We start from the raw sequence: 21,022 nt of genomic DNA, 5'->3' as shown, positions 1-21,022 counted from the left end.
TCAGCCTCCCTGCGTTGCGGAGGCCGGCGTACGCGCGCCGACCAGTCCGTAGAAAATGATGTAGCCGTAGCACAGCAGCGGCAGGATGAAGCTGGCCTGCACACCGATGTGGTCGGCCAGCACGCCCTGCAGGTACGGCACCACGGCACCGCCGACGATGGCCATGATCAGCAGGCTGGACCCCTTGTTGGTCAGCGGGCCGAGGCGCTCGATGCTCAGCGCGAAGATGGTCGGGAACATGATCGAGTTGAACAGGCCGATGGCCACCACCGAGTACAGCGCGACGTTGCCGGAGCTCAGCATGGTGGTGACCAGCAGCGCCACGTTGACCAGCGCGAAGATCGCCAGCAGACGGCTGGGCGAGAAGCGCGCCAGCAGCGCCGAACCGGCGAAGCGGCCGATCATCGCCATCGTCCAGTAGGCAGACACGTAATGCGTGGCCTGCTGCTCGCTGAAGCCACCGATGTTCGGCATCGACAGGTAGTTGACCAGGAAGCTGCCAATCGACACTTCGGCACCGACGTAGAAGAAGATGCCCAGCACGCCCAGCAGCAGGTGGCGCTTGCGCAGCGCATCCAGGTAGCTGTGGTGGTGGCCCTGGTCGGCCTGCTCGGTGGCGTCGCTCAGGGCCGGCAGGCGGAACAGGAATACGAACAGCGCCAGCAGCACCAGCGCCACCGCCAGGCCCACGTACGGACCCTGCACAGCCTGCGCCTCGGCGGCACGGTAGGCCAGCTGCTCGGCGGCCGGCAGCGCCGCGATGTCGTCAGCGCTCTTGACCGTGTTGGACAGGATCAGCATGCCGCCGAAGATCGGGGCGATGGCCGTGCCCAGCGAGTTCAGCGCCTGCGCCAGGGTCAGGCGGCTGGAGCTGGTCTGCTCCGGGCCCAGCAGCGCGACGTAGGGGTTGGCGGCCACCTGCAGCACGGTAATGCCGGTGGCCAGCACGAACAGTGCGCCGAGGAAGGCGCCATAGACGCGCAGTTCGGCCGCCGGCCAGAAGCCCAGCGCGCCGATGCCGGCGATCACCAGGCCGGCGACGATGCCCTTCTTGTAGCCCAGCGCCGCCACCAGCCGCCCCGCCGGCAGCGACATCAGGAAATAGGTGCCGAAGAAGGTGAACTGCACCAGCATCGCCTTGGCGTAGTTCAGCTCGAACACCGCCTTCAGGTGCGGGATCAGGATGTCATTGAGGCAGGTCAGGAAGCCCCACATGAAGAAGATCGTGGTGACGACAGCCAACGCCTTGCCGTTGGTGACGGCGGGTGCGTTGCCCGAGGAACCCGATGGACGGGGCGTTGCGGAGATCGGCATGCGGTACGCGCCTCGATGCGCGGAAGGTCGTTGTTGCGTGGAAGGGGTGTATGAAAGGAATCAGTTCGGTCGCGCAGCACTGCTTTCGCGGATGCGCAGCTGCACCGGCGCGACCGTGCGCCGTGGCGGCGCATCCGGTTCGTCCAGCCGTTGCAGCAGCAGCGCGGCCGCTTGCCGGCCACGCTCGCGCGGGTCGGCAGTGAGCGTGGTCAACGGTGGCACCGCCACCGCAGCCTCGGAAATGTCGTCGAAACCAGTAACGGCAAAGTCGCCACCGGGACGGATGCCACGCGAGTTCAAGCCCAGCATCAGGCCCAGCGCGACGGTGTCGTTGTAGCAGACCGCCGCACTCGGACGATGGCCATCGGCAAACAGTTCATCGGTGCGCGCTGCTGCTTCCAGGCGGTTCGGCGCCGACTCGATCATCCAACCCGGCGGCAGCGACAGCCCGGCCTCGGCCAGCGCCTGCTGGAAACCGGCGCGGCGCTGGTGGCAGGAACTGGATGCGGCGTGGCCGCCGAAGAAGGCGATCTGGCGATGGCCGCGCTCGATCAGGTGGCGCGTGGCCAGATAGGCGCCGTGCTGGTTGTCCAGGGTCAGGAAGTCCCAGTCAGCCCCGGCCAGTTCGCGGTTGAACAGCAGCACGTTGGCATTGGCGCCCAGCGCCTGCCGCAACTGCGCGGTGTCGCTGCCCTCGGCCGGCGACAGGATCAGGCCGGCCGGGGTGTGCTCCATCAGCGTGGACAGCACGGCCTGCTGGCGCTCTGGCGATTCCCCGGTGCTGCCCAGCAACGTCACGTAACCGCGCCCGCCCAGCGCCTCGTCCACGCCTGACGCGAATTCGGCGAAGAACGGGTTGGACAGGTCGTTGATCACCAGCGCGATGCTCGACGAGGTGCGCCGGCGCAGGTTGGCCGCCGCGCGGTTGTAGACATAGCGCTGGCGGCGCAGCTCGGCCTCGACCTTGGCGCGGGTATCGACATTGACCAGCGGGCTGCCGCGCAGCACCAGCGACACGGTTGCCCGTGACACGCCGATCGCACGCGCGATGTCGGTCACCGTCACCGCCTTGCCGGCGCGCTTGCTGGGACTGCTGCCGTTGTCGTTCATCGTCTTCCCGGACTCCGCTGGAAGCTCAAGCCTAATGGATCAGGGCCGTGTCGTGCCGTGCCGTTCGCTGGGTCACCGCGAACGGCACAGTCCGGCTCAGCGCAGCTGGCTGCCCGGTGCCGCGCACCAGGATACCGGCAGATCCTTCACCGCCGTGCCCCAGCCCTGCTCCGGCACCTTCGCATCCAGCGCAAAGCGCACGCGCGGGCCCTGCTGCAGGCGGTTCCAGTCCAGCCACACCGGTGCATGCGCCTGGCCATCGACCTGCACGCCCTGCACATACTGCAGGCGGCGGCCATCGGCGCCCGGCGCGTCGATGCGCAGGGTGCGGCCATTGCCCATGTCCACTTCCACCTTGCTGAAGCGCGGGGTGTGCAGCAGGAACTGGCCGCTGCCCGGCACCGCCGGGTACACGCCGATGGCACTGAACAGGTACCAGGCCGACATCGTGCCGAGGTCATCGTTGCCGGTCACACCGTTGGGGGCATTGGTGAACAGCTGCTGCGCCGCACGCACCACGGCCGCGGTCTTCCACGGCTGGCCGATCAGCGTGTACAGCCACGGCGAGTGCAGGTCCGGCTCGTTGTTCGGGTTGTAGCGGAACTGGTTGTAGTAGCTGTACGGCCCGACCACCCACGCCTTGCGGGCGGCATTGAGCGGGTCGGCCTGCAGCGCGTCCATCGCGAAGAACGCATCGAGGCGGCGGCCCGCCTGCTCGCGGCCGTCCATCGCTTCGACCAGGCCCGGCACGTCCTGCTGCGCCAGCCACTGGTACTGCCACGCCGTGCCCTCGTGGAAACCGTGGTGCGAACGCGGGCTGTAATGGCCGTCGGACGGGGTGTACCACTGGCCGTCCTCGGTACGCGGGCGCGGGAACCCGGTGAAGCCGGTCTCGGCGTCGCGCACCTGCGGGTCCCACACCTTGCGCCAGTTGCGGCCGCGCTCGCGCAGCGTCGCCGCATCCTGGGCATGGCCCAGGCCGTCGGCCATCTGCGAGAGCGCGCAGTCGGCCAGCGCGTACTCCAGCGTGGCCGAACCACCGTGGTGCGGATCGACGTCCATGCCCTTGGACGGGAATGCACGGTCATAGGCCACGTAGCCCTTGTCCAGGTAAGTCGGGTTGCCGGAGCGGCCGGCCATGCGCGAGTTCAGCGGCGGCGTGCCGAAGGCATTGCGGCGCAGCGCATCCCACGCCTGCGATTCACGGCCCTTGAGTGCACCGAACCGCCACAGGTCGACCATGAACGGGGTGACCGGATCGCCGGTCATGATGTTGGTTTCGAAGTTGGCATAGCCCCAGCGCGGCAGCCAACCGCCCTGCTCATCGATCGCCAGCAGGGTGCGGCCGATGTCGCGCGCCACGTCCGGGCGGGTCAGTGCCAGCCACTGGTTCTGCGCGCGATAGGTATCCCACAGCGAGAAGTACTCGTAATAGGTCCAGCCATCGGCACGGTGGATGCCATCGTCATAGCCGCGGTAGCGGCCATCGGCATCGTTGCCGGTCATCGGCTGCAGCAGCGCGTGGTAGACCGCGCTGTAGAACACGGTGCGGTCATCGGCGGTGCCGCCCTGCACGCGTACACGGCCCAACTGCTCACGCCAGGCCTGCTGCGACAGCGCGCGCATGCGGTCGAAACCGAGCAGCGACCCACCCTGCATGCCCTCGGCACGCAGGTTGGTGCGCGCGCCTTCGGCATCCACGTGCGAGATCGCGCTGACCGCCGTCACCGACTGGCCCTTGGCCAGGTCGAAGCTGAGCCAGGCACCGTTCGGCTTCTGCTCGCCTTCCATGCTGTGGCGCGCGCCCGGCAGGCCGCCGCCCTCACCCCAGGTACCATGCGCCTTGAACGGACGGTCGAACTCGATGCGGAACCAGGTGGTGTACTGATGGCCGCCGCAGAAACTCTTGGTAACCAGCTTGCCCTCGACCACGCGGTCGCCGACCACATCGACCACGCTGCCGATCACCGAATGGCGCTCGTTGGCCTGGCCGACATTGACCAGCACGTGGCCATCGCCACTGCGCTGGCTGAAGGTGTAGCGCTCGGCCGCGGCACGGGTACGCGCGGTCGCCTCGGCATCGATGCCGCCGTAGCTGGTCAGCCGCACCTTGTAGTAGCCGGCCTGGCCGACCTCGCCATCGTGGGTGTAGGACGCGGCGTAGGCCTTGTGGTCGAACTGCCTGGCGTTGCCGGTATCGAAATCACCGCCCGGACCGATCGAGCCCGTGACCGGCAGCACCGACACCTGGCCGCCCTGTTCCCAGCAGCCGGCACCGGAGATGAAGGAGTGGCCGAAGCCACGGATCTTCTCGTCGTCATAGCGCCAACCCGAATAGTGGCTGCCGATCGGGCTGACCTGGATCAGGCCGAACGGCGCCGACGCACCCGGGAACGTGTTGCCGTCGTCCTTGCTGCCGATGAAGGTGTTGACCTCGCGCTCCAGCGCTGCCGGCGCGGCCTGCAGCAGCATCGGCGCCGCCGACAGCGCAAGCAGGCAGGCCAGGCGCGCCAGCGGGCGCGAGGATGATGGGACGGCGGGAGCGGACGGCACTGGACGCATGTCGGGTTCCTGTAGTCGATGACGCAGAGACAGACGGCCCGGGCCTTCCGGCACCGTTCCGCTGAGCTCTGCCTGGACCGGCAGAAGGCTCCCCCTGGAATGACGCCCGACCCACGTGACCGTGAATTTAGATCGATTCAAGTAGAGCATGCAGGTTCAGCCGAATGCATTCTGCGGCGCAGCATGAGGGTGTATTCGGCACGGCTGCGCCCTGCACCCGCGGTAATGCCGGCCGCTGGCCGGCAACCTCAGAAGCAACAGCCGAAGCAACAGCAAAAGCCGGCGATCCGTGGAATGGCGGGATGGGTCCGGTTGCGAGGGACGCCGTAAACCCATCCCTGGGGGCTTGGCCGCGGCATCCATGCCGCGGACACCCCCGCAACCGGACCCACCCCGCCTTCGACAGATTTTCGCGATCTGTGGATGGATCCACGCCATGCATGGATGAATCTCTGTCAGACAACGAAATCGATTGGGGTCAGATCCGTTTTCCTTTGGAAAACGGATCTGACCCCAGGACCCCATGTCGTTCCAGGATCAGTCCAACCGTCACCGGGAAACTGTCAAAGGTGGGGCGGTGTGGGCTGGCAGGACCGTTGGCGCCATGGATGGCGCCATCGAGCCCCCAGGGGTGAGGGCGCCTTGCTTGCGAAGCACTGCTTCGCAAGCGCCCGAACGCACAGCCGCCAGCGGCTGGGCCGGCCCCCGGAGGGGGGTTTACGGCGTGTCCTGCCAGTCCACACCGCAGCGCCAAACCCAGACAACCCAGAGCCGCTTTGGCTTTGGCTCTTGCCGGCCAGCGGCCGGCACTACCCGCAGGTGCAGGGCGCAGCCCTGCCGACCCACCCTCCCTGCGCACGAAAACGATTTCACTGATTTCAGCAAACCGTCATCCCTACGCCACGCCAGTACCATATTGCGGAGCAGCATGCGCCCAAGGGCGACCCATGCTAAAAATCGCCCGCCCATCGCTTAGATCGATCCAAGACGACGCTGCGATGGCCGGGAGTTGGGGGAGCAGCAACAGGACGTACACCAGGCCACGCGTGCGGTGCTACTGCCACTGCATGGCGACAGCGACAAATTCACTTCAAATTAGATCGATTCAAGTTGTCCGTGCCACGTCACCGGATCAATCCAGGAGAGAGGGAGAGATGGGAATGAAGCATTCAACACGTACGCACGGCCAGGACGCATTGTCGCTGGCCATCGCGCTGGCCCTGGCTGCCGCCGTCATTCCGGCAGGCGCCGCCGCGCAGCAGGCCACGACCATCGGCTCGCAGGACGCCACGACTCTGGACAGCGTCCAGGTCACCGGCTACCGCTACGCCATCGAAAAGAGCCTTGAGCAGAAGCGCGATGCCAACGCCGTGGTCGAAGTGATCACCGCCGAAGACGTCGGCAAGTTCCCCGACAAGAACGTGGCCGACGCACTGCAGCGCGTGCCCGGCGTGGTCATCACCCGCAGCGGTGGCGAAGGCAAGAGCGTCAGCGTGCGCGGCCTTGCACCGGACCTGACCCTGACCCAGTTGAACGGCAACTTCGTCGCCTCCTCGGAAACCAACAACGAAGCCACCCGTTCCTTCAACTACACCCTGCTGCCGTCGAACATGCTGTCCAGCGCCGAGCTGTTCAAGTCGCCGGAAGCACGCATCGACGAAGGCGGCATCGGCGGCACGGTCATCCTGCATACCCGCCGTCCGCTCGACATGGAATCCAACTCCGGCTACGTGAACCTGGAGGGCACCACCTCCGACACCAGCCACGACGTCGACCCGCAGGTGTCGGCGCTGTATTCCTGGCACAGCAAGGACGACCGCTTCGGCGTGCTGGTCGGCGTGACCCAGCAGAAACGCACTACCCGCACCATGGAGGCCAGCACCGAGGACTACCAGTGGTACGGCAACGGCACCACCGCCCGCGATGCCAACGGCAACCTGCTGGAGCAGGATGGCATCCACTACTGGTGGGGCGAGTCCGGTTTCAACAACCAGACCGGCAAGAACTACAGTGAGTTCTTCATGCCGACCTCGGTGAACTTCGCGGTGAAGGAAGAGAAGCGCGAACGCAAGGGCGGGCAGCTGACCTTCCAGTTCAAGCCGGTCGACAACGTCACGATGACGGCCAACTACTTCCGCTTCGAGCTGCAGGGTGACTACACCCAGAACATGCTGAAGGTGCCGGAGTGGAACCTGGCCCGCTACAACCAGGACGGCAACTGGGCCGGCGGCCGCCTGCTCAATGGCCTGGACTTCGATCCGAGCGGCAGCATCGTCACCGGCGCGCAGTACCAGAAGCTGGCCGGTAAGACCTACTACTGCAGCGAGGATGAAGCGGCTGCCGCCGGCCTCAAGCCCGGTGGCTGGGGCCCGGACGACTGCACCATCCCCACCCCGCAGCTCACCGGCGGCTACAGCAAGGAAAAGGCACTGTCGCAGACCGCGGACCTGACCATTGACTGGGACATCAGCCCCCTCTGGAAAGCCTCGTTCACCGGCGGCCGCACCTGGTCCGAAGGTGGTCCGTCGATGAACTTCCGCATGTCGGCCAAGCCGCGCCGCAAGGTGGGCAACCAGTGGCAGTCCGGCAACCAGTACACCGCGTGGGACCTCACCGGCACGCCGTCGGTGCAGTTCTCTCCCGACCTGCAGCAGCAGCTGATGGCCGGCGTCGCCGAAGTCGATACCGGTTCCACCGACTCGTCGTGGATGCAGACCGAAGTCAAGCAGAACTACTTCCAGGCAGACGTCACCAAGCTGTTCGAGGCCGGCTGGCTGGACTCGATCCAGTTCGGTGCCAAGTACCGCGACGGCAAGGTCCACCGCAACACCGGCAACACCTACTGGGTGTGCCCGGGCCTGGACCCGTCCGACTATGACAACAACCGTTACCAGGCCGGTTGCGATCCGACCGCTGGCAACGCGCAGCCGGGCTTCTTCCTGTCCAACCCGATCAGCAACATCACCGGCGCCTTCAACGCCAATGTGTTCCCGGGCATCAACTACCCGGCCTACATCGATTACCTGAACAAGACCTACGGCGGCTCGCACAACCGCACCGAAGAAGACTTCGTCTACGACGTCAACGAGAAGATCTACTCCGGCTACTTCCAGGCCAACTTCCGCACCGAGCGCGTGCGCGGCAACGTCGGCGTGCGCGTGGTGCGCACCAAGCAGTTCGCCCAGTCCAGCGACTCGGTCGAGCGCTTCAACGACTACTTCGTCGACAACGCCAGCGGCGCGCCGATGAGCTGCGATGATCCGGCCGCCGATCCGAACCTGCGCTGCCAGGGTGGCTTCGTCCGCCTGCCCGACGCCCAGGTGCGCGACAAGGTGTACGCCCTGTCGTCGCTGGAGAAGACCTATACCGACGTGCTGCCGAGCTTCAACATTGCCTGGGACATCACCGACAACCTGGTGCTGCGCGGTGCGGCGTCGAAGGTGGTCGCGCGCCCGAGCTACACCAGCATCGCCTATCCCGGTGGCCTGCGTTACATCAGCGAGGAGTACGCCAACGATCGCCGTGTCACCGGCGGCACCGACACGCCCGGCTGGTACGGCTCGGGCAGCAACAAGGCGCTGGAGCCGTTCAAGGCGGTCCAGTTCGACCTGGGCCTGGAGTGGTACTTCCAGCCGGGCGCGGTCGCAGGTGTTTCGCTGTTCCGCAAGAACGTGGACAACTTCACCGTGCCGGTGGTGCGCGACCAGCAGATGAACGTCGGCGGGCAGTCGGTCACCGTGCAGAAGTACGAGACCGAGGCCAACGGCCGCGATGGCGTTTCGCAGGGCGTGGAGCTGTATGGCCAGTACACCTTCGACTTCGGTCTGGGCGTGCAGGCCAACTACACCTACAACGACACCAACCTGGCCTCGATCGTGCTGGACGGCGAGGAAATCGGCTCATCGCCGCTGGTCGGCAGCGCCAAGAACCAGGCCAACGTCACCGTGTTCTACGAGAACGACAAGTTCCTGGCGCGTGCCTCGTACAACCGTCGCGGTGAAGTGGTCGGCGGGCTGAACAATGGCATGACCACCTACACCAAGCCGTACAGCCAGCTTGACCTGAACGTGGCCTACAACCTGACCCCGGACTGGACGGTGACGGCTGCCGTGCTGAACGCCACCAAGTCCGAGCTGCGCAGCTACATCGGCAACGACAGCCAGGCCCGCCTGCTGTCCAACCTGTACGCCGGTCGCCAGTTGTACTTCGGCGTGAACTGGAAGTTCTAAGCCCGCACCGGGTTGGCCGGGCACGTCCCGGCGCAACCCATGCCCTGCCCTGGCGGGGACGTTCCTCCACGGCAGCCGCGCTGGTACAGGTGGCTGCCGTTTTTTTTGTCCGCGCCTTGTTCGTCGTTCAGCCCGACGCTTGACCCTGCCATCGTTGGAAGGTGCACACTGGTCCCATCCCAAGAGCAGCGAAGGAGCTACAGATGGAATTCCATGTCGACGGCATGACCTGCGGCGGCTGCGCGCGCAGCGTGACCCGTGCGATCCAGCAGATCGACCCCAACGCCAGCGTGGTGGCCGATCCGCCGGCCGGGCTGGTCAAGGTGCAGACCACCGCGTCGCAGGAACAGGTGTTCGCCGCGGTGAACGAAGCCGGCTTCCCGCCTCGCACTGCCTGATTCCCTGAACTGCATCCAGAACCAAGCCCGCCCCGTGCACTGTCACAGGGCGGGCTTTTCAGTGCACGCGATATCGATTCAATGCTTCTGTGCGCGTCGCCGCACCGCGCCGGTCTTGGCGGCGACGACCGGCACCGGGGCATCATGGTCTTCGCCCAACCGCTCCAGGATCGGGCATTCCGGGCGCTCGTCACCCGCGCAGCAGCTGATCAGCGACTTCAACGTGTCGGCCATCTGCCGCATGTGCTCGATGCGTTGCTCCAGGTCGGCAATGTGCTGTTCGGCCAGGTGCTTGACGTCGGCGCTGTGCCGCGAGGTGTCGTTCCACAGGCCCAGCAGATCGGTGATCTCGGCAACCTGGAAGCCGAGATCGCGCGCGCGGCGGATGAAGCGCAGGCGGTGGATGTCCGCCTGCGAGTACGCCCGGTAGCCCGACTCGGTGCGATCAGCCGCAGGAATGAGGCCGATCTGTTCGTAGTAGCGGATCATTTTCGCCGACACGCTGGAGGCCTTGGCGGCTTCACCGATATTCATGCGGTTCTTCCTCAATGGATCGCGGCGGGGGCGTCCGCCATCGGCGGCTGGAAGCGGCGCAGGCGCAGCGCGTTGCCCAGCACGAACACGCTGGACAGTGCCATCGCACCGGCCGCGAACACCGGCGAGAGCAGCACGCCCCAGGTCGGATACAGCACGCCGGCCGCCACCGGAATCAATGCGGTGTTGTAAGCGAAGGCCCAGAACAGGTTCTGGCGGATGTTGCCCAGCGTCGCCTTCGATAGTGCAATGGCATTCGGCACGCCCTGCAGGTTGCCCGACATCAGCACGACATCGGCCGACTCGACCGCGATATCGGTGCCGGTGCCGATGGCCAGGCCGACATCGGCCTCGGCCAGCGCCGGCGCATCGTTGATGCCGTCGCCGACGAAGGCGACATGGCCATGTGTGGCCTTCAAGCGGCGCACCGCCTCGACCTTGCCTTCCGGCAGCACCTCGGCCACCACGTCGTCGATGCCGAGCTGGCGCGCGATCGCCTGCGCGGTACCAGCGTTGTCACCGGTGATCATCGCCACCTTGAGGCCAAGCTGATGCAGTGCCGCGATTGCGGCCGGCGTGCTCGGCTTGATCGGATCGGATACCGCGATGATTGCGGCCAGGCGGCCGTCGATGGCGGCATACAGCGGCGACTTGCCCTTGATGCCCAGCTCTGCCGCCAGCGTCGCAAACAAAGTGATGTCCACGCCCAGGTCGCGCATGAAGCGATCGGCACCGACCTCCACGCGTGCACCCTCGACACTGGCCCGCACGCCCATGCCGGTGACCGATTCGAAGTCGACCATGCCCGGCAACGCGATGCCCTGGCCGGTCGCGGCATCAACAATCGCGCGGGCGATGGGATGCTCCGAGCGCGACTCCGTTGCGGCAACTGCCGCCAGCACCGTGTTGTGATCGAAGCCGGCAGCAATCTCCAGATCGGTCAGGCGCGGGCGCCCTTGGGTCAGCGTGCCGGTCTTGTCCACCGCCACCACCTGTGCATCCTTCAACAACTGGAGCGCTTCACCCTTGCGGAACAGCACACCCATCTCGGCGCCACGGCCGGTACCGACCATGATCGAGGTCGGCGTGGCCAGTCCCATCGCGCATGGGCAGGCAATGATCAGCACCGCCACCGCATTGACCAGCGCGAAGCTCAGCGCTGGCGAGGGCCCGAAGATCAGCCAGACTGCGAAGGTCGCCAGCGCGGCCAGCATCACCGCCGGCACGAACCACAGGGTGACCTTGTCGACCACCGCCTGGATCGGCAGCTTCGAGCCCTGCGCCTGTTCGACCATGCGGATGATCTGCGCCAGCATGGTCTGCGCGCCCACCGCCGTGGCACGTACCGTCAGTGCGCCCTTCTGGTTGACCGTACCGCCCACCACGCTGCTGCCCGGCTGCTTCTCGACCGGGATCGGCTCGCCGCTGATCATCGACTCGTCGATGTAGCTGCGGCCCTCGACCACCTCGCCGTCGACCGGCACGCGCTCGCCCGGGCGCACTTCCACCACGTCGCCGCTCAGCACTTCATTGACCGGGACATCCACCGTCCGGCCGTCACGGACCACGTGGGCAACCTTCGCCTGCAGATTGACCAGTCGCTTGATCGCCTCGGAGGTGCGGCCCTTGGCCCGGGCCTCAAGGAAGCGGCCGAGCAGGATCAGCGCAACGATCACCGCCGCTGCTTCGTAGTAGACGTTCACCGTGCCCGCCGGCAACAGCGTCGGCAGGAACGTGGCCACCACCGAGTAGCCAAACGCTGCGGCAGTGCCCACCGCCACCAGCGAATTCATGTCCGGCGCCAGCCGCAGCAGCGCGGGGATGCCCTTCTGGTAGAAGCGGCGGCCCGGGATGGCGAGCACCAGCGCGGTCAGCACGAACTGCAGGTACCAGCTGGCCTGCATGCCGATGGTGGACATCACCCATTCGTGCATGCCGGGGATCAGGTGCGACCCCATCTCCAGCACGAACACCGGCAGCGCCAGCGCGGACGCCACGATCAGGTCGCGCTTCAGTTCGGCGCGCTCGGCATCCTTCTTTTCCGCGGCCTCGTCATCGGACTGCACGCCGGCTTCAATCACGCGTGCGTCATAGCCGGCCTTGTCGATCGCGGCGACCAGCGCTGCAACTTCCGCCACGCCACGCACCGTGGCGCGCTCCGTGGCCAGGTTCACGCTGGCCTGGCTGACGCCGGGCACGGCCAACAGCGCACGTTCGACTCGGCCCACGCAGGACGCACAGGTCATGCCCTCGACCGACAGCTCGGTGGTGGCAGCGGGCACGTCGTAGCCCACCCGCTCCACCGCCTGGATCAACGCGGCCCGATCGACCGGACCGGACGGGCGGATATCCGCGCGCTCGGTGGCCAGATTGACCGAAACACTGCCCACGCCTTCGACCCTGGACAGCGCCGCCTCGACCCGGCCGACACAGCTGGCACAGGTCATGCCCTCGATGGGCAGGCTGATGGTGGCAGGGCTTGCGGGGGCTGCAGTGGCGCGGGGCGTGCTCATGATCGGATTCCCGGGGCTCCTTCTGGATGCGGACAGGCTAAACCTTGCCATCGTGGGAAGGTCAAATCCAGCCTGTCCGCAGTTCCTGAATGGGCACCCGGGTGTCCATATCCACGCATGGCGTGGACCTACCGGCGGAGGCAGGTCACCTCAGAAGGTGAACACATACTCCAACGCGAACTCGCGGCCGACCGCGCCCAGCAGGCGGGTCGGAGCGAAGTCGTAATCCAGCTTGTACGGGTCCTTGTGGTTCCAGCTGGCGGCGTTGAAGGCGTTGTTGACGTACACGTTTACCTTCGCGTGTTCGGTCACCTGGTAGCCCACGTTGAAGTTCCAGGTGATGAACGGCCCCACTCGACCGTAGTAGCGCGCCGTCTGCTGCCCGGCGTTGGGGTTCGGGTTCACCGAACCATCCGGCAGCCGTGCCGGCTCCAGGCAGTTCAGCGACGGGCTGTCACTGGGCACGTAGCCATCGGCGAACGGCAGGCAGCCACCAGGGTTGTCCAGGCGGTCGGTACCCCAGTGGTAGCGCACGCCCGGCACCGAACCGATGCGGTCGGCATAGACATTGGCGTTCCAGTTGCCGCGCTGCCAGGCCAGGCTCGCGCGCAGCTTGCTGCGCAGGTCACGATCGCGGCGTTCCGGATTCGGGTCGGCGGCGTAGCGTTGCTCCTTGGTCGAGATCTGGTTGGTGTAGTTCACACCCAGCTGGAAGCTGCCCCACCGCGCGGTTTCCAGGCGATAGCGCGCGGTCAGGTCGATGCCGCGCACCTCGCGGCTGGCCAGGTTGAACGGGCCGCGCTCGATCGATACCAGGCGACCGTTGCTGTCACGGTTCACGCGGGCCAGGATGCCGGCGCAGTACTCGCCACCGGCCGGGTTGGCCCATGGCGTACCGTCCATGTTCTTGCCGGTCAGGCAGCCGGCCTCGCTGGCCAGCACCTCATCGGCGCCGACGTCGACGATCATGTCTTCCAGCTTGATCGCCCAGTAGTCGGCACTGACCGACAGGTTCGGCAGCACGTCCCAGACGAAGCCGACCGTCCACGAATCACCGGTCTCCGAGCGCAGCAGCGGCGTCCCACGCCGGTTCACGTCGAACGTGTACCAGACGTCGGTGTTGCCCACGCCACAGTTGTTGACCAGGTACGCGCCGCTCTGGATGCAGCGCAGGCGGTCATAGGTCTGCACTTCCGAACTGCTCGGCTGGCCCAGCAGGTAATGCATGTCCGGCGCATGGAAGCTGGTGGCGTACGAGCCACGCACCAGCAGCGATTCGACCGGGCGCCATTCCAGGCCGACGTTCCAGGTGGTTTCCTTCTGGCTGCCGATGTCCAGCGCTTCGCTGCTGTCGTCGGCCTTGTAGTTGCCATAGCGGTCGTAGCGCGCGGCCGCAGTTGCGGTCACGCTGTCCAGCAGCGGGATCTTGAACTCGACGCCGGCCGAGTAGCGGGTACGCTCACCGCCGCCGCGATCGACATTCTGCAGGTCGAAGTCGATGCCAGCACGCGGGTCCGGACTGAGGTGATAGCCCTGCTGCGCGACTTCAGCCACCGCCGCAAACGAAATCGGGCCGGCCCAGCCCTGGAACAGCTCGCCGGTGATATCCGCCGACGCCTGGTTGACCCATGACGCCGCGCGGTTCTTCGCCACGGTCCCCATCTGCCAGTACTGGTCCGGCGTCAGCGGGTTCCACCAGCGCGATTCGTTCAACGCATAGATCGCCTCGCCATCGGCGGTGGTGCCCAGGCGCGGGCCAAGGAAGTAGTCATACGACTTCTGCTTGTCGACCACGTTCTGCCGTTCTTCCACGCGGTAATAGGAACGCCCCACCGTGGCACTCCAGTCAAAACGGTCGGCCAGGCGCCCGCGCAGGCCCGCGCTCCAGTCCCAGGACAGCTCGCGGTTGGTGTTGCGCAGCGTATCCAGGCCCCCGACTTCGTTCGGGGTGAACTGGCGCACGCCCAGGATCGGCCGGTTGCGGTTGGCATCCCAGTAATAGCCGTTGTCATCGTCGATCAGCGACACGCCGGGCGGATTGGTGCCCCAGATCGCTTCGGAGCGATACACCGCCAGGTTGGTCCAGGCCTGCAGGTCATTGCTGAAATCGAAGGTGGCGTACAGGTTTCCGGACACGTTCTCGGCGCCGCCGGTAAGCAGCCAGTTGGCGTAGTCGGCGCTCATGCCGCACAGGCGGCCGGTGTTGGTGATGCGGTTGGCGGCGTAGTTGTAGACCAATCGATCGGCGGTGTAATACTCGCCGTCGAATTTTTCGCAGGTGCCGGTGGGCGGCGCCAAGCGCTGGCCCGTGGTCGGATCGATCAGCGCCAGACCGGCGGTGGGACGGAAGCCGACCTTGCGTTGTTCCATGTTCCAGGACGGGTACGGCGCATCGTCGGCATCGTCCATCTGCGGGCGATCACGCCCGAACAGCGGGTCGCGCTTGGTGTACTGCAGCGCGTAGGTCACGCTCCAGTTTTCGCCGGTCTTGCCACCGGCCCAGGACAGATCCCAGGTATCACGTCCGCCTTCGCTGGAAGTGCCGCCGCGCACGCGCACTTCGTCGCCGTCGTAGTTGGTTTTGAGGATGACGTTGACCACGCCGGCGATCGCATCCGAACCGTAGATGGCCGAGGCGCCACCGGTCAGCACTTCAATGCGCTCCACCGCCGCGGCCGGAATGTTGCCGTAGTTGGAGAAGTTGGTTTCGCCACCGTAGGGCAGCGGGTAATCCGCTACACGACGGCCATTGACCAGCAGCAGCGAGCGGTTCGGGCCCATCCCGCGCAGGTTCAGGCCGCTGGCATTGGGCGTATGCGAGCCCCATTGCGATGCGGCTTCAACGGTGCCTGTGGCCTCGGTGAGGGTCTTCAGCGCGTCGTACACACTGACAAAGCCTTCCTTCTGGATCTGCGCGGCGGTGATCACGTTGACCGGCGCCGGGCCCTCGACGCTGGCGCGCTTGATGCGCGAGCCGGTGACGGTGACCGCGTCCAGATCCTTGGTGGACGAACTGGCAGCTTCCTGCGCGCTGGCTGCCAGCGGCAACAGGGCCAGGATCAGGGCCTGGGACAGCAGGTGGCGACGCTTGTGGACGATCTGAGCCATGGGTGGTTGCTCTTCGAAGATGTGGACGCACGGGCGGACGGTGGCGCGGCACTACGACGGATCCAGGCGCTTGGATCGGTTCACGACCGATATGGCACCTCCCCTGTGGATCGATCCAAACTAAAGCACAGCTGAACCACGCCCGGCATGCGGCAACGCAGCAACAGCCCGGCGAGATGCCGCTATCGGCTGCCGGTGTCAAGAACAATCAAAGAGTTGCGACGCGTTGCTGACAGAACGGCGCACGAAGTAGTGACATGATCACGACAATCGCGCGCGGAACGGTTTTGTCCGTCGCGTGCCTGCGGCCGGGGTTGCGACAGGGGTCAGATCCCTTCGCAGAAGGGATCTGACCCCGGGCCATGCCCGACGGATTCGATCAGTCCAGCGCCTGCCGCAGCGCGGCCACGGTAGCGGCGGCGGTCTGGCTCCAGTCCGGGTCCAGACCGCGCAGCGCCGGGTTCTGGAACTGCATCGCCGAGCGGCGCAGGCCTTTTGCGGAGGCGTGCAGTTCGGTACAGCCGGTCTGCCGCGCGACGGTTGCGATGTTGCCCGGGGCCAATCCGGCGCCAGCCATCACCGTGATGCGCCCCGCCGCCTGGGTGACCAGGCCCGCCAGCACATCGGCACCGGCCTCGGCGCTGGCCTGCCCGCCCGAGGTCAGCACGCGCTGGCAGCCCAGCCCGATCAGCTGCTCCAGCGCCGCCGGCAGATCGCGGGCGGCGTCGAAGGCGCGATGGAAAGTCACCTGCAACGGCCCGGCGGCCTGCACCAGTTCCCGGCACAGCGCCAGGTCGATGCCGCCCTGCACGTCCAGCGCGCCGATCACCACGCCATCGCAACCCAGCGCGCGGCACTGCGCGATGTCACGCAGCATCAGTTCGGTTTCCAGCGCGTCGTAGTGGAAGTCGCCCGGGCGTGGCCGCACCAGCACGAACAGCGGAATCGACAGGCGCTCGCGGGCCATCGCGATGCTGGCGAACGACGGCGTGGTGCCGCCCTCGGCCAGGTTGTCGAACAGTTCGATGCGGTCGGCGCCGCCAGCCTGCGCGGCCAGCGCCGAGGCCAGCGAGTTGCTGGCGATCTCCAGGGTCAGCCGCGTACTCACGCCTGGGTGCTCGTGTAGATCGACGGCGAGTCACGCAGGTCATCCTGGCGCTGCGCATCGCACACCGCATAGACGAAGCCACGATGCAGCGCATAGGCGCCGACCTCGCCCTGCTTGTTCATGGCCAGGAAGCACACCTGCAACGTTCTGCTCGCTTCCGGGCGCTTGCGCACCACGCGGTCGATGGCTTCACGGCAGGCCTGCGCCGGTGAACGCCCCTGGCGCATCAGCTCGACCACCAGGAACGAAGCCGCGTTGCGGATCATCTCTTCACCCACCCCCGAAGCAGTGGCCGCGCCGACGTCGTTGTCGACGTACAGGCCGGCGCCGATGATCGGACTGTCGCCAACGCGACCGTGCGGTTTCCACGCCATGCCGCTGGTGGTGCAGGCACCGGCCAGCTGGCCCTTGGCATCCAGTGCCAGCATGCCGATGGTGTCGTGGTTGTCGCTGTTGCCGGGAATGCCACGGCGCTCGGCATTGATCTGCGGCTGGTACTTCTCGGTCTTCAGCCACTCGCGCCAGGCCGCTTCGGCCTGCGGCGTCAGCAGATGCTTGCGCTCGAACCCCTGCTGCACCGCGAACTGCTGCGCGCCCTCGCCGACCAGCAGCACATGCGGGCTGTTCTCCATCACTTTGCGGGCCACCGACACCGGATGCAGGATGTCCACCAGCGCGGCCACTGCACCACAACGGCCATCGCCGTCCATGATGCTCGCATCCAGGCTCAGCACGCCGTCGCGATCCGGATTGCCGCAATGGCCAACGGTAGGGTTGCACAGCTCGCTCTCGGCCCAGCGTGCGCCCGCCTCCACCGCATCCAGCGCGCTGCCACCCTGCGCCAGCACCCTCCACGCGGCCTGGTTGGCCGGTACGCCAAAGTCCCAGGTGGAGACCACCCGGGCCCCACCCTGCGTGCGCGCCTGCACGCCCGGCAATGCCGCCATGCCTGCGGCCAGTGCACCGGCCTGCAGGAACTGCCTGCGATCCACCATTTTCCCCTCCCAGTCTGCAATGCACGGCCGGCCCGATGCCAACCCTGCCGATCAGTCGTGCGTGGGCTGCCGTGCGGCGTGCCAGACCGCTGCGCCGAGCACGCCCAGCTGGCCATGCTCCACGCGCCACACCGGCACCTGGCGCAGCACCTCGGTCAGCACGCCCTTGTTGAGGAAGCGCTCACGGAAGCGGCCATCGGCCAGGAAATCCTGCACATGCGCGGAAATGCCACCGGCCAGGTACACCGAGCGCGCGCCGACGGCGATCGCCGCGTCGCCGGCCAGGCTGCCAAGCCACGCACAGAAGACCTGCAACGTTTCCACCGCCAGTGCATCCTCACCGCCACGCGCGGCGCCGATCAGCGCCTCCGTACTGTTCCACACCGGGGTGACGCCGCGCAGTTCGCACAGGCACGGATACAGGTTCATCAGGCCGCTGCCGGACAGCACGCGTTCGTTGTCCACGTGCGGCCAACGCTGCAGCAGGCGGCCCAGCACCTGCAGTTCCAGCGCGTTGCCGGCGCCCAGCGCGGCATGACCGATCTCGCTGGCCAGCACCGGACGCTCGCCATCAGCGAAACGCAGCGCGGCGCCCAGCCCGGTACCCGCGCCCAGCACCAGCGCCGGGAAGGCCTGCGCCGGATCGGCGTCACCGTTCAGTGGCACCAGGGTTTCCGGCTGCAGGTAGGGGATGGCCAACGCCACCGCTTCGAAATCATTGATCAGCTGCAGTTCGTGCAGCCCGGACTGCGCGCGGGTGGCCGACAGCGAGACCGTCCACGGCAGGTTCGAGTTGATCAGCACATCGCCATCCAGCAGGCCAGCGATGGCGACCACCGCGGTCTGCACCGGTTGGCCGAGGCCGGCGGTGAAATCGGCCAGGATCGCGGCCAGGCTGGAATGCTCGGCACAGGCATAGGTACGGTGGCTGCCCAGCAGCGGCGTCTGGCCGGGTCGGGTTTCTGCCAGCGCGAGCCGGGCAAAGGTGCCGCCGACATCGGCGACGACCAGACGGCGCGGAAGACCGCCGCGGGCGGAGTCGGAGGAAACCGTTGACGCTGCTGCGATGGTCACGCTGGCCTGCTTGGATCGATTGAATCGCCCCGATTCTCAGGCATCGGGACGGCTTTGCCTAGCGCGCCGGTGGTTCAGGTGAACCTACATGCCTTCCTGTTCGGCCACCTGCACCCCATCCACCAGCACGCGCAGGCGCTGTGGGCGGAAGCCGGCGAACAACAGCGGCCGGGTGCGCTCGACCAGCACTTCGTGGCCGGCGATGTGGCGCAGCCACGACTGTACCAGCGAGAACGAGAAGTGGGTGCCCGGATGCAGCGGGTGCTGCACCCAGACCTTCTCGGTGGCGCTCTGCAGCAGCATCGCGCCGGTGAACCAGTGGCGGCTGAGGGTCACCGGTGTGGTGCCGGCCATGAAGCGGATATCCATGCGGGGTCCTTTCGCTGGAGCGCTGGTGCGCGGGAGTCAGGGCTGGGCAGTCTGCAGGCTGTAGCTGGTGGTGGCGGTGAACACTGCGCCATCAGGCTGGGTGGAGCGTACCTCGACCTTATGGCTGCCCACTGCAAGATCGGTCGGCAGCGCGCCACGCCACAGGTGCGGCGACGCAGTGGCCTCCGGCGAACGGTCGTAGCCGCGCAGGCTGCTGGCCAGATCATCGGCCACGTTCTCCACCATCAGGCGCGGGTCGGGCTGGCTGACCTGCTTCATCGGCTGCCAGGCGCCGCCATCGACACGGTACTCGACCACGCTCCGATCCTCGCCCATGTAGACGTTGGCGTAGACACCCCACGCCGGGTAGGCCCCCTGGCGCAGCACCTTCGGCGCGTGCAGGCCGATCTGCTCGCTGGCCGGCCTGCCGGCCACGCGGTACTGCAGGCGATAGCTGCCGTTGCCGGCCACGTCGAGCAATGCATAGCCCTTCGGCGTGCCGTCGCTCATGGTGCTGTCCGGCACGCCAGCGGCATTCTTCACGCCCGACCAGAACGCACCGCAGTTGGCACCGACGTTGTATTCGTGCAGTGGCTTGTCGCCGTTCCAGCCCTCGGCCTTGCCGTGGTAGACGTGCTGCTGGGTGTGGCTGTGGCCGCTGAGCACCAGTACGTTGCGGAAGTCCTTCAGCAGGTCGAACAGGCGCTGGCGGTCAGCATGGCGGAAGGTCTCGCGCCCCGGCGCCGCGTCGAACAGCGGGATGTGCATGCCCAGCACCAGCAGGCGGTCCTTGTGCAGGCCCTTCAGGTAGCTGGCGAGGAAGGCGAACTGGTCTTCGCGCAGGCCGCCGATGTACTTCGGCCTGGCCTTGGGGTCGTACACCACGTCGTCCAGGAACACGAAACTGGCGCCGCCCTCTTCCACCGCGTAGGTGTCCGGGCCGTAGATGTTGCGCCAGCTGTCCAGTGAGTGTTCGTCGCTGGCCGCATCGAAGTCGAGGTCATGGTTGCCCGGCACGTGGAACCACGGCACGCCGAGTTCGGTGGTGACCTTGTTGATCGCCGGGTACAGGGTCAGGTCGTCGTTGACGATGTCGCCCAGGGTGGTGCCCATGCGTGCCCTGGTCTGGCCGACCAGTGGCGCCACGATCGACTGCTGGTAGTAGCCGATGTCCTTCAGGCTGGCGGTCTGCGAATCGGTGAATACCAGCATCTGGAAACCACGACGGCTGTCATGCCGATCCGACTGCAGGGCGAAGTCCCAGTTGCGGGTGACGTCGCTGGTCGCCGCGATGCCGCCGTACTTCAGCGCCGGCGAGCCGTTCGGGCGGTAGTGGCGCCAGAACGAAGGCAGGCCGTCCGCCGCCTTCGGGAAGGCGTAGGCATCGGGCTTGATCACGAATACGGTCTGGCCGTCGCGCACCGGCAGGCTGTAGCTGCCGTCAGCGGCAGTCTTGACGATGGTCTCGCCGTTGGAAACCTGCACCCCGGCCAGGCCCGGATCGGTCGCACCGCGGCCGGGCTTGCCGTCACGCTCCAGATAGACCTTGCCGCTGACCACGGTGTCCGCGGCCCAGGCCGGCGAGGTCAGCAACAGGCAGCACAGCCAGGCGGCAGGCAGTTTCATGGGCGGTCCGGGAAAGAAGAAGACCACCTATTGTAGAGCCGAGCCATGCTCGGCTGCATTGCAGAGGTGGGTGCGGACCGTT

General features: G+C 66.8%; 13 protein-coding genes. 2 read left to right on the top strand and 11 right to left on the bottom strand.

From position 1 onward, the window contains the following. The 3 genes from fucP to QP609_RS09625 form a co-directional block, all read right to left on the bottom strand. Nucleotides 1–1,314, bottom strand: coding sequence for an L-fucose:H+ symporter permease (gene fucP, locus QP609_RS09635; protein WP_032957977.1), 1,314 nt, complete (start codon nucleotides 1,312–1,314; stop codon nucleotides 1–3). A gap of 60 nt (nucleotides 1,315–1,374) precedes the next feature. Beyond that, nucleotides 1,375–2,424 carry a LacI family DNA-binding transcriptional regulator gene (locus QP609_RS09630; protein WP_014646964.1) on the bottom strand — a complete coding sequence of 350 codons (1,050 nt, stop codon included), beginning with the start codon at nucleotides 2,422–2,424 and terminating at the stop codon, nucleotides 1,375–1,377. A 96-nt stretch (nucleotides 2,425–2,520) separates the two neighbouring features. Next, entirely contained in the window at nucleotides 2,521–4,986 is a 2,466-nt protein-coding gene (locus tag QP609_RS09625) for a GH92 family glycosyl hydrolase (protein WP_197621139.1), read from the bottom strand. 1,154 nt (nucleotides 4,987–6,140) lie between these two features. On the opposite strand from QP609_RS09625, the gene QP609_RS09620 reads away from it, so the two are divergent. Continuing rightward, entirely contained in the window at nucleotides 6,141–9,215 is a 3,075-nt protein-coding gene (locus tag QP609_RS09620) for a TonB-dependent receptor (protein ID WP_197621601.1), read from the top strand. Nucleotides 9,216–9,418: 203 nt separating this feature from the next. Continuing rightward, nucleotides 9,419–9,613, top strand: coding sequence for a heavy-metal-associated domain-containing protein (locus tag QP609_RS09615; RefSeq protein ID WP_197621600.1), 195 nt, complete (start codon nucleotides 9,419–9,421; stop codon nucleotides 9,611–9,613). Nucleotides 9,614–9,691: 78 nt separating this feature from the next. On the opposite strand, the gene cueR is transcribed toward QP609_RS09615, so the two are convergent. From cueR to QP609_RS09575, 8 genes are all read right to left on the bottom strand, one after another. Then, the gene (gene cueR, locus QP609_RS09610; RefSeq protein WP_049440847.1) at nucleotides 9,692–10,147 is read right to left on the bottom strand and encodes a Cu(I)-responsive transcriptional regulator; all 456 of its coding nucleotides are present in this window, start codon (nucleotides 10,145–10,147) and stop codon (nucleotides 9,692–9,694) included. Nucleotides 10,148–10,158: 11 nt separating this feature from the next. Further along, a complete protein-coding gene (locus QP609_RS09605; RefSeq protein WP_197621599.1) occupies nucleotides 10,159–12,660 on the bottom strand; it encodes a heavy metal translocating P-type ATPase in 2,502 nt (833 codons plus the stop codon). Between the two features lie 150 nt (nucleotides 12,661–12,810). Beyond that, complete coding sequence (locus tag QP609_RS09600) at nucleotides 12,811–15,768, bottom strand: TonB-dependent receptor (protein WP_014646959.1); 2,958 nt, start codon at nucleotides 15,766–15,768, stop codon at nucleotides 12,811–12,813. Nucleotides 15,769–16,147: 379 nt separating this feature from the next. Further along, a complete protein-coding gene (locus QP609_RS09595) occupies nucleotides 16,148–16,876 on the bottom strand; it encodes a copper homeostasis protein CutC (RefSeq protein ID WP_169412494.1) in 729 nt (242 codons plus the stop codon). Continuing rightward, nucleotides 16,873–17,871 (bottom strand): N(4)-(beta-N-acetylglucosaminyl)-L-asparaginase, encoded by a 999-nt coding sequence (locus tag QP609_RS09590; RefSeq protein WP_197621598.1) that lies wholly within the window; start codon nucleotides 17,869–17,871, stop codon nucleotides 16,873–16,875. The genes QP609_RS09595 and QP609_RS09590 overlap by 4 nt, the downstream gene beginning before the upstream one ends. Before the next feature lie 51 nt (nucleotides 17,872–17,922). After that, on the bottom strand, nucleotides 17,923–18,945 hold the full coding sequence (locus QP609_RS09585) for a glucokinase (RefSeq protein WP_032957988.1): 1,023 nt from the start codon (nucleotides 18,943–18,945) through the stop codon (nucleotides 17,923–17,925). An 84-nt stretch (nucleotides 18,946–19,029) separates the two neighbouring features. Further along, a complete protein-coding gene (locus tag QP609_RS09580) occupies nucleotides 19,030–19,314 on the bottom strand; it encodes a hypothetical protein (protein ID WP_005409434.1) in 285 nt (94 codons plus the stop codon). 36 nt (nucleotides 19,315–19,350) lie between these two features. After that, complete coding sequence (locus QP609_RS09575) at nucleotides 19,351–20,940, bottom strand: calcineurin-like phosphoesterase family protein (RefSeq protein WP_032957989.1); 1,590 nt, start codon at nucleotides 20,938–20,940, stop codon at nucleotides 19,351–19,353. Nucleotides 20,941–21,022: the final 82 nt, after the last annotated feature.

The organism is Stenotrophomonas sp. 8(2023), from assembly GCF_030345295.1.
In the GTDB taxonomy this organism is placed as follows: domain Bacteria; phylum Pseudomonadota; class Gammaproteobacteria; order Xanthomonadales; family Xanthomonadaceae; genus Stenotrophomonas; species Stenotrophomonas muris.
The sequence above is the reverse complement of the archived record's forward strand: the minus strand, read 5'-3'. Positions and strand labels throughout refer to the sequence as shown.

Bases quoted from the DNA above. Each gene is read 5' to 3' on its own strand.
- fucP (WP_032957977.1), bottom strand. From the start codon at position 1,314: ATGCCGATCTCCGCAACGCCCCGTCCATCGGGTTCCTCGGGCAACGCA.
- QP609_RS09630 (WP_014646964.1), bottom strand. From the start codon at position 2,424: ATGAACGACAACGGCAGCAGTCCCAGCAAGCGCGCCGGCAAGGCGGTG.
- QP609_RS09625 (WP_197621139.1), bottom strand. From the start codon at position 4,986: ATGCGTCCAGTGCCGTCCGCTCCCGCCGTCCCATCATCCTCGCGCCCG.
- QP609_RS09620 (WP_197621601.1), top strand. From the start codon at position 6,141: ATGGGAATGAAGCATTCAACACGTACGCACGGCCAGGACGCATTGTCG.
- QP609_RS09615 (WP_197621600.1), top strand. From the start codon at position 9,419: ATGGAATTCCATGTCGACGGCATGACCTGCGGCGGCTGCGCGCGCAGC.
- cueR (WP_049440847.1), bottom strand. From the start codon at position 10,147: ATGAATATCGGTGAAGCCGCCAAGGCCTCCAGCGTGTCGGCGAAAATG.
- QP609_RS09605 (WP_197621599.1), bottom strand. From the start codon at position 12,660: ATGAGCACGCCCCGCGCCACTGCAGCCCCCGCAAGCCCTGCCACCATC.
- QP609_RS09600 (WP_014646959.1), bottom strand. From the start codon at position 15,768: ATGGCTCAGATCGTCCACAAGCGTCGCCACCTGCTGTCCCAGGCCCTG.
- QP609_RS09590 (WP_197621598.1), bottom strand. From the start codon at position 17,871: ATGGTGGATCGCAGGCAGTTCCTGCAGGCCGGTGCACTGGCCGCAGGC.
- QP609_RS09580 (WP_005409434.1), bottom strand. From the start codon at position 19,314: ATGGATATCCGCTTCATGGCCGGCACCACACCGGTGACCCTCAGCCGC.
- QP609_RS09575 (WP_032957989.1), bottom strand. From the start codon at position 20,940: ATGAAACTGCCTGCCGCCTGGCTGTGCTGCCTGTTGCTGACCTCGCCG.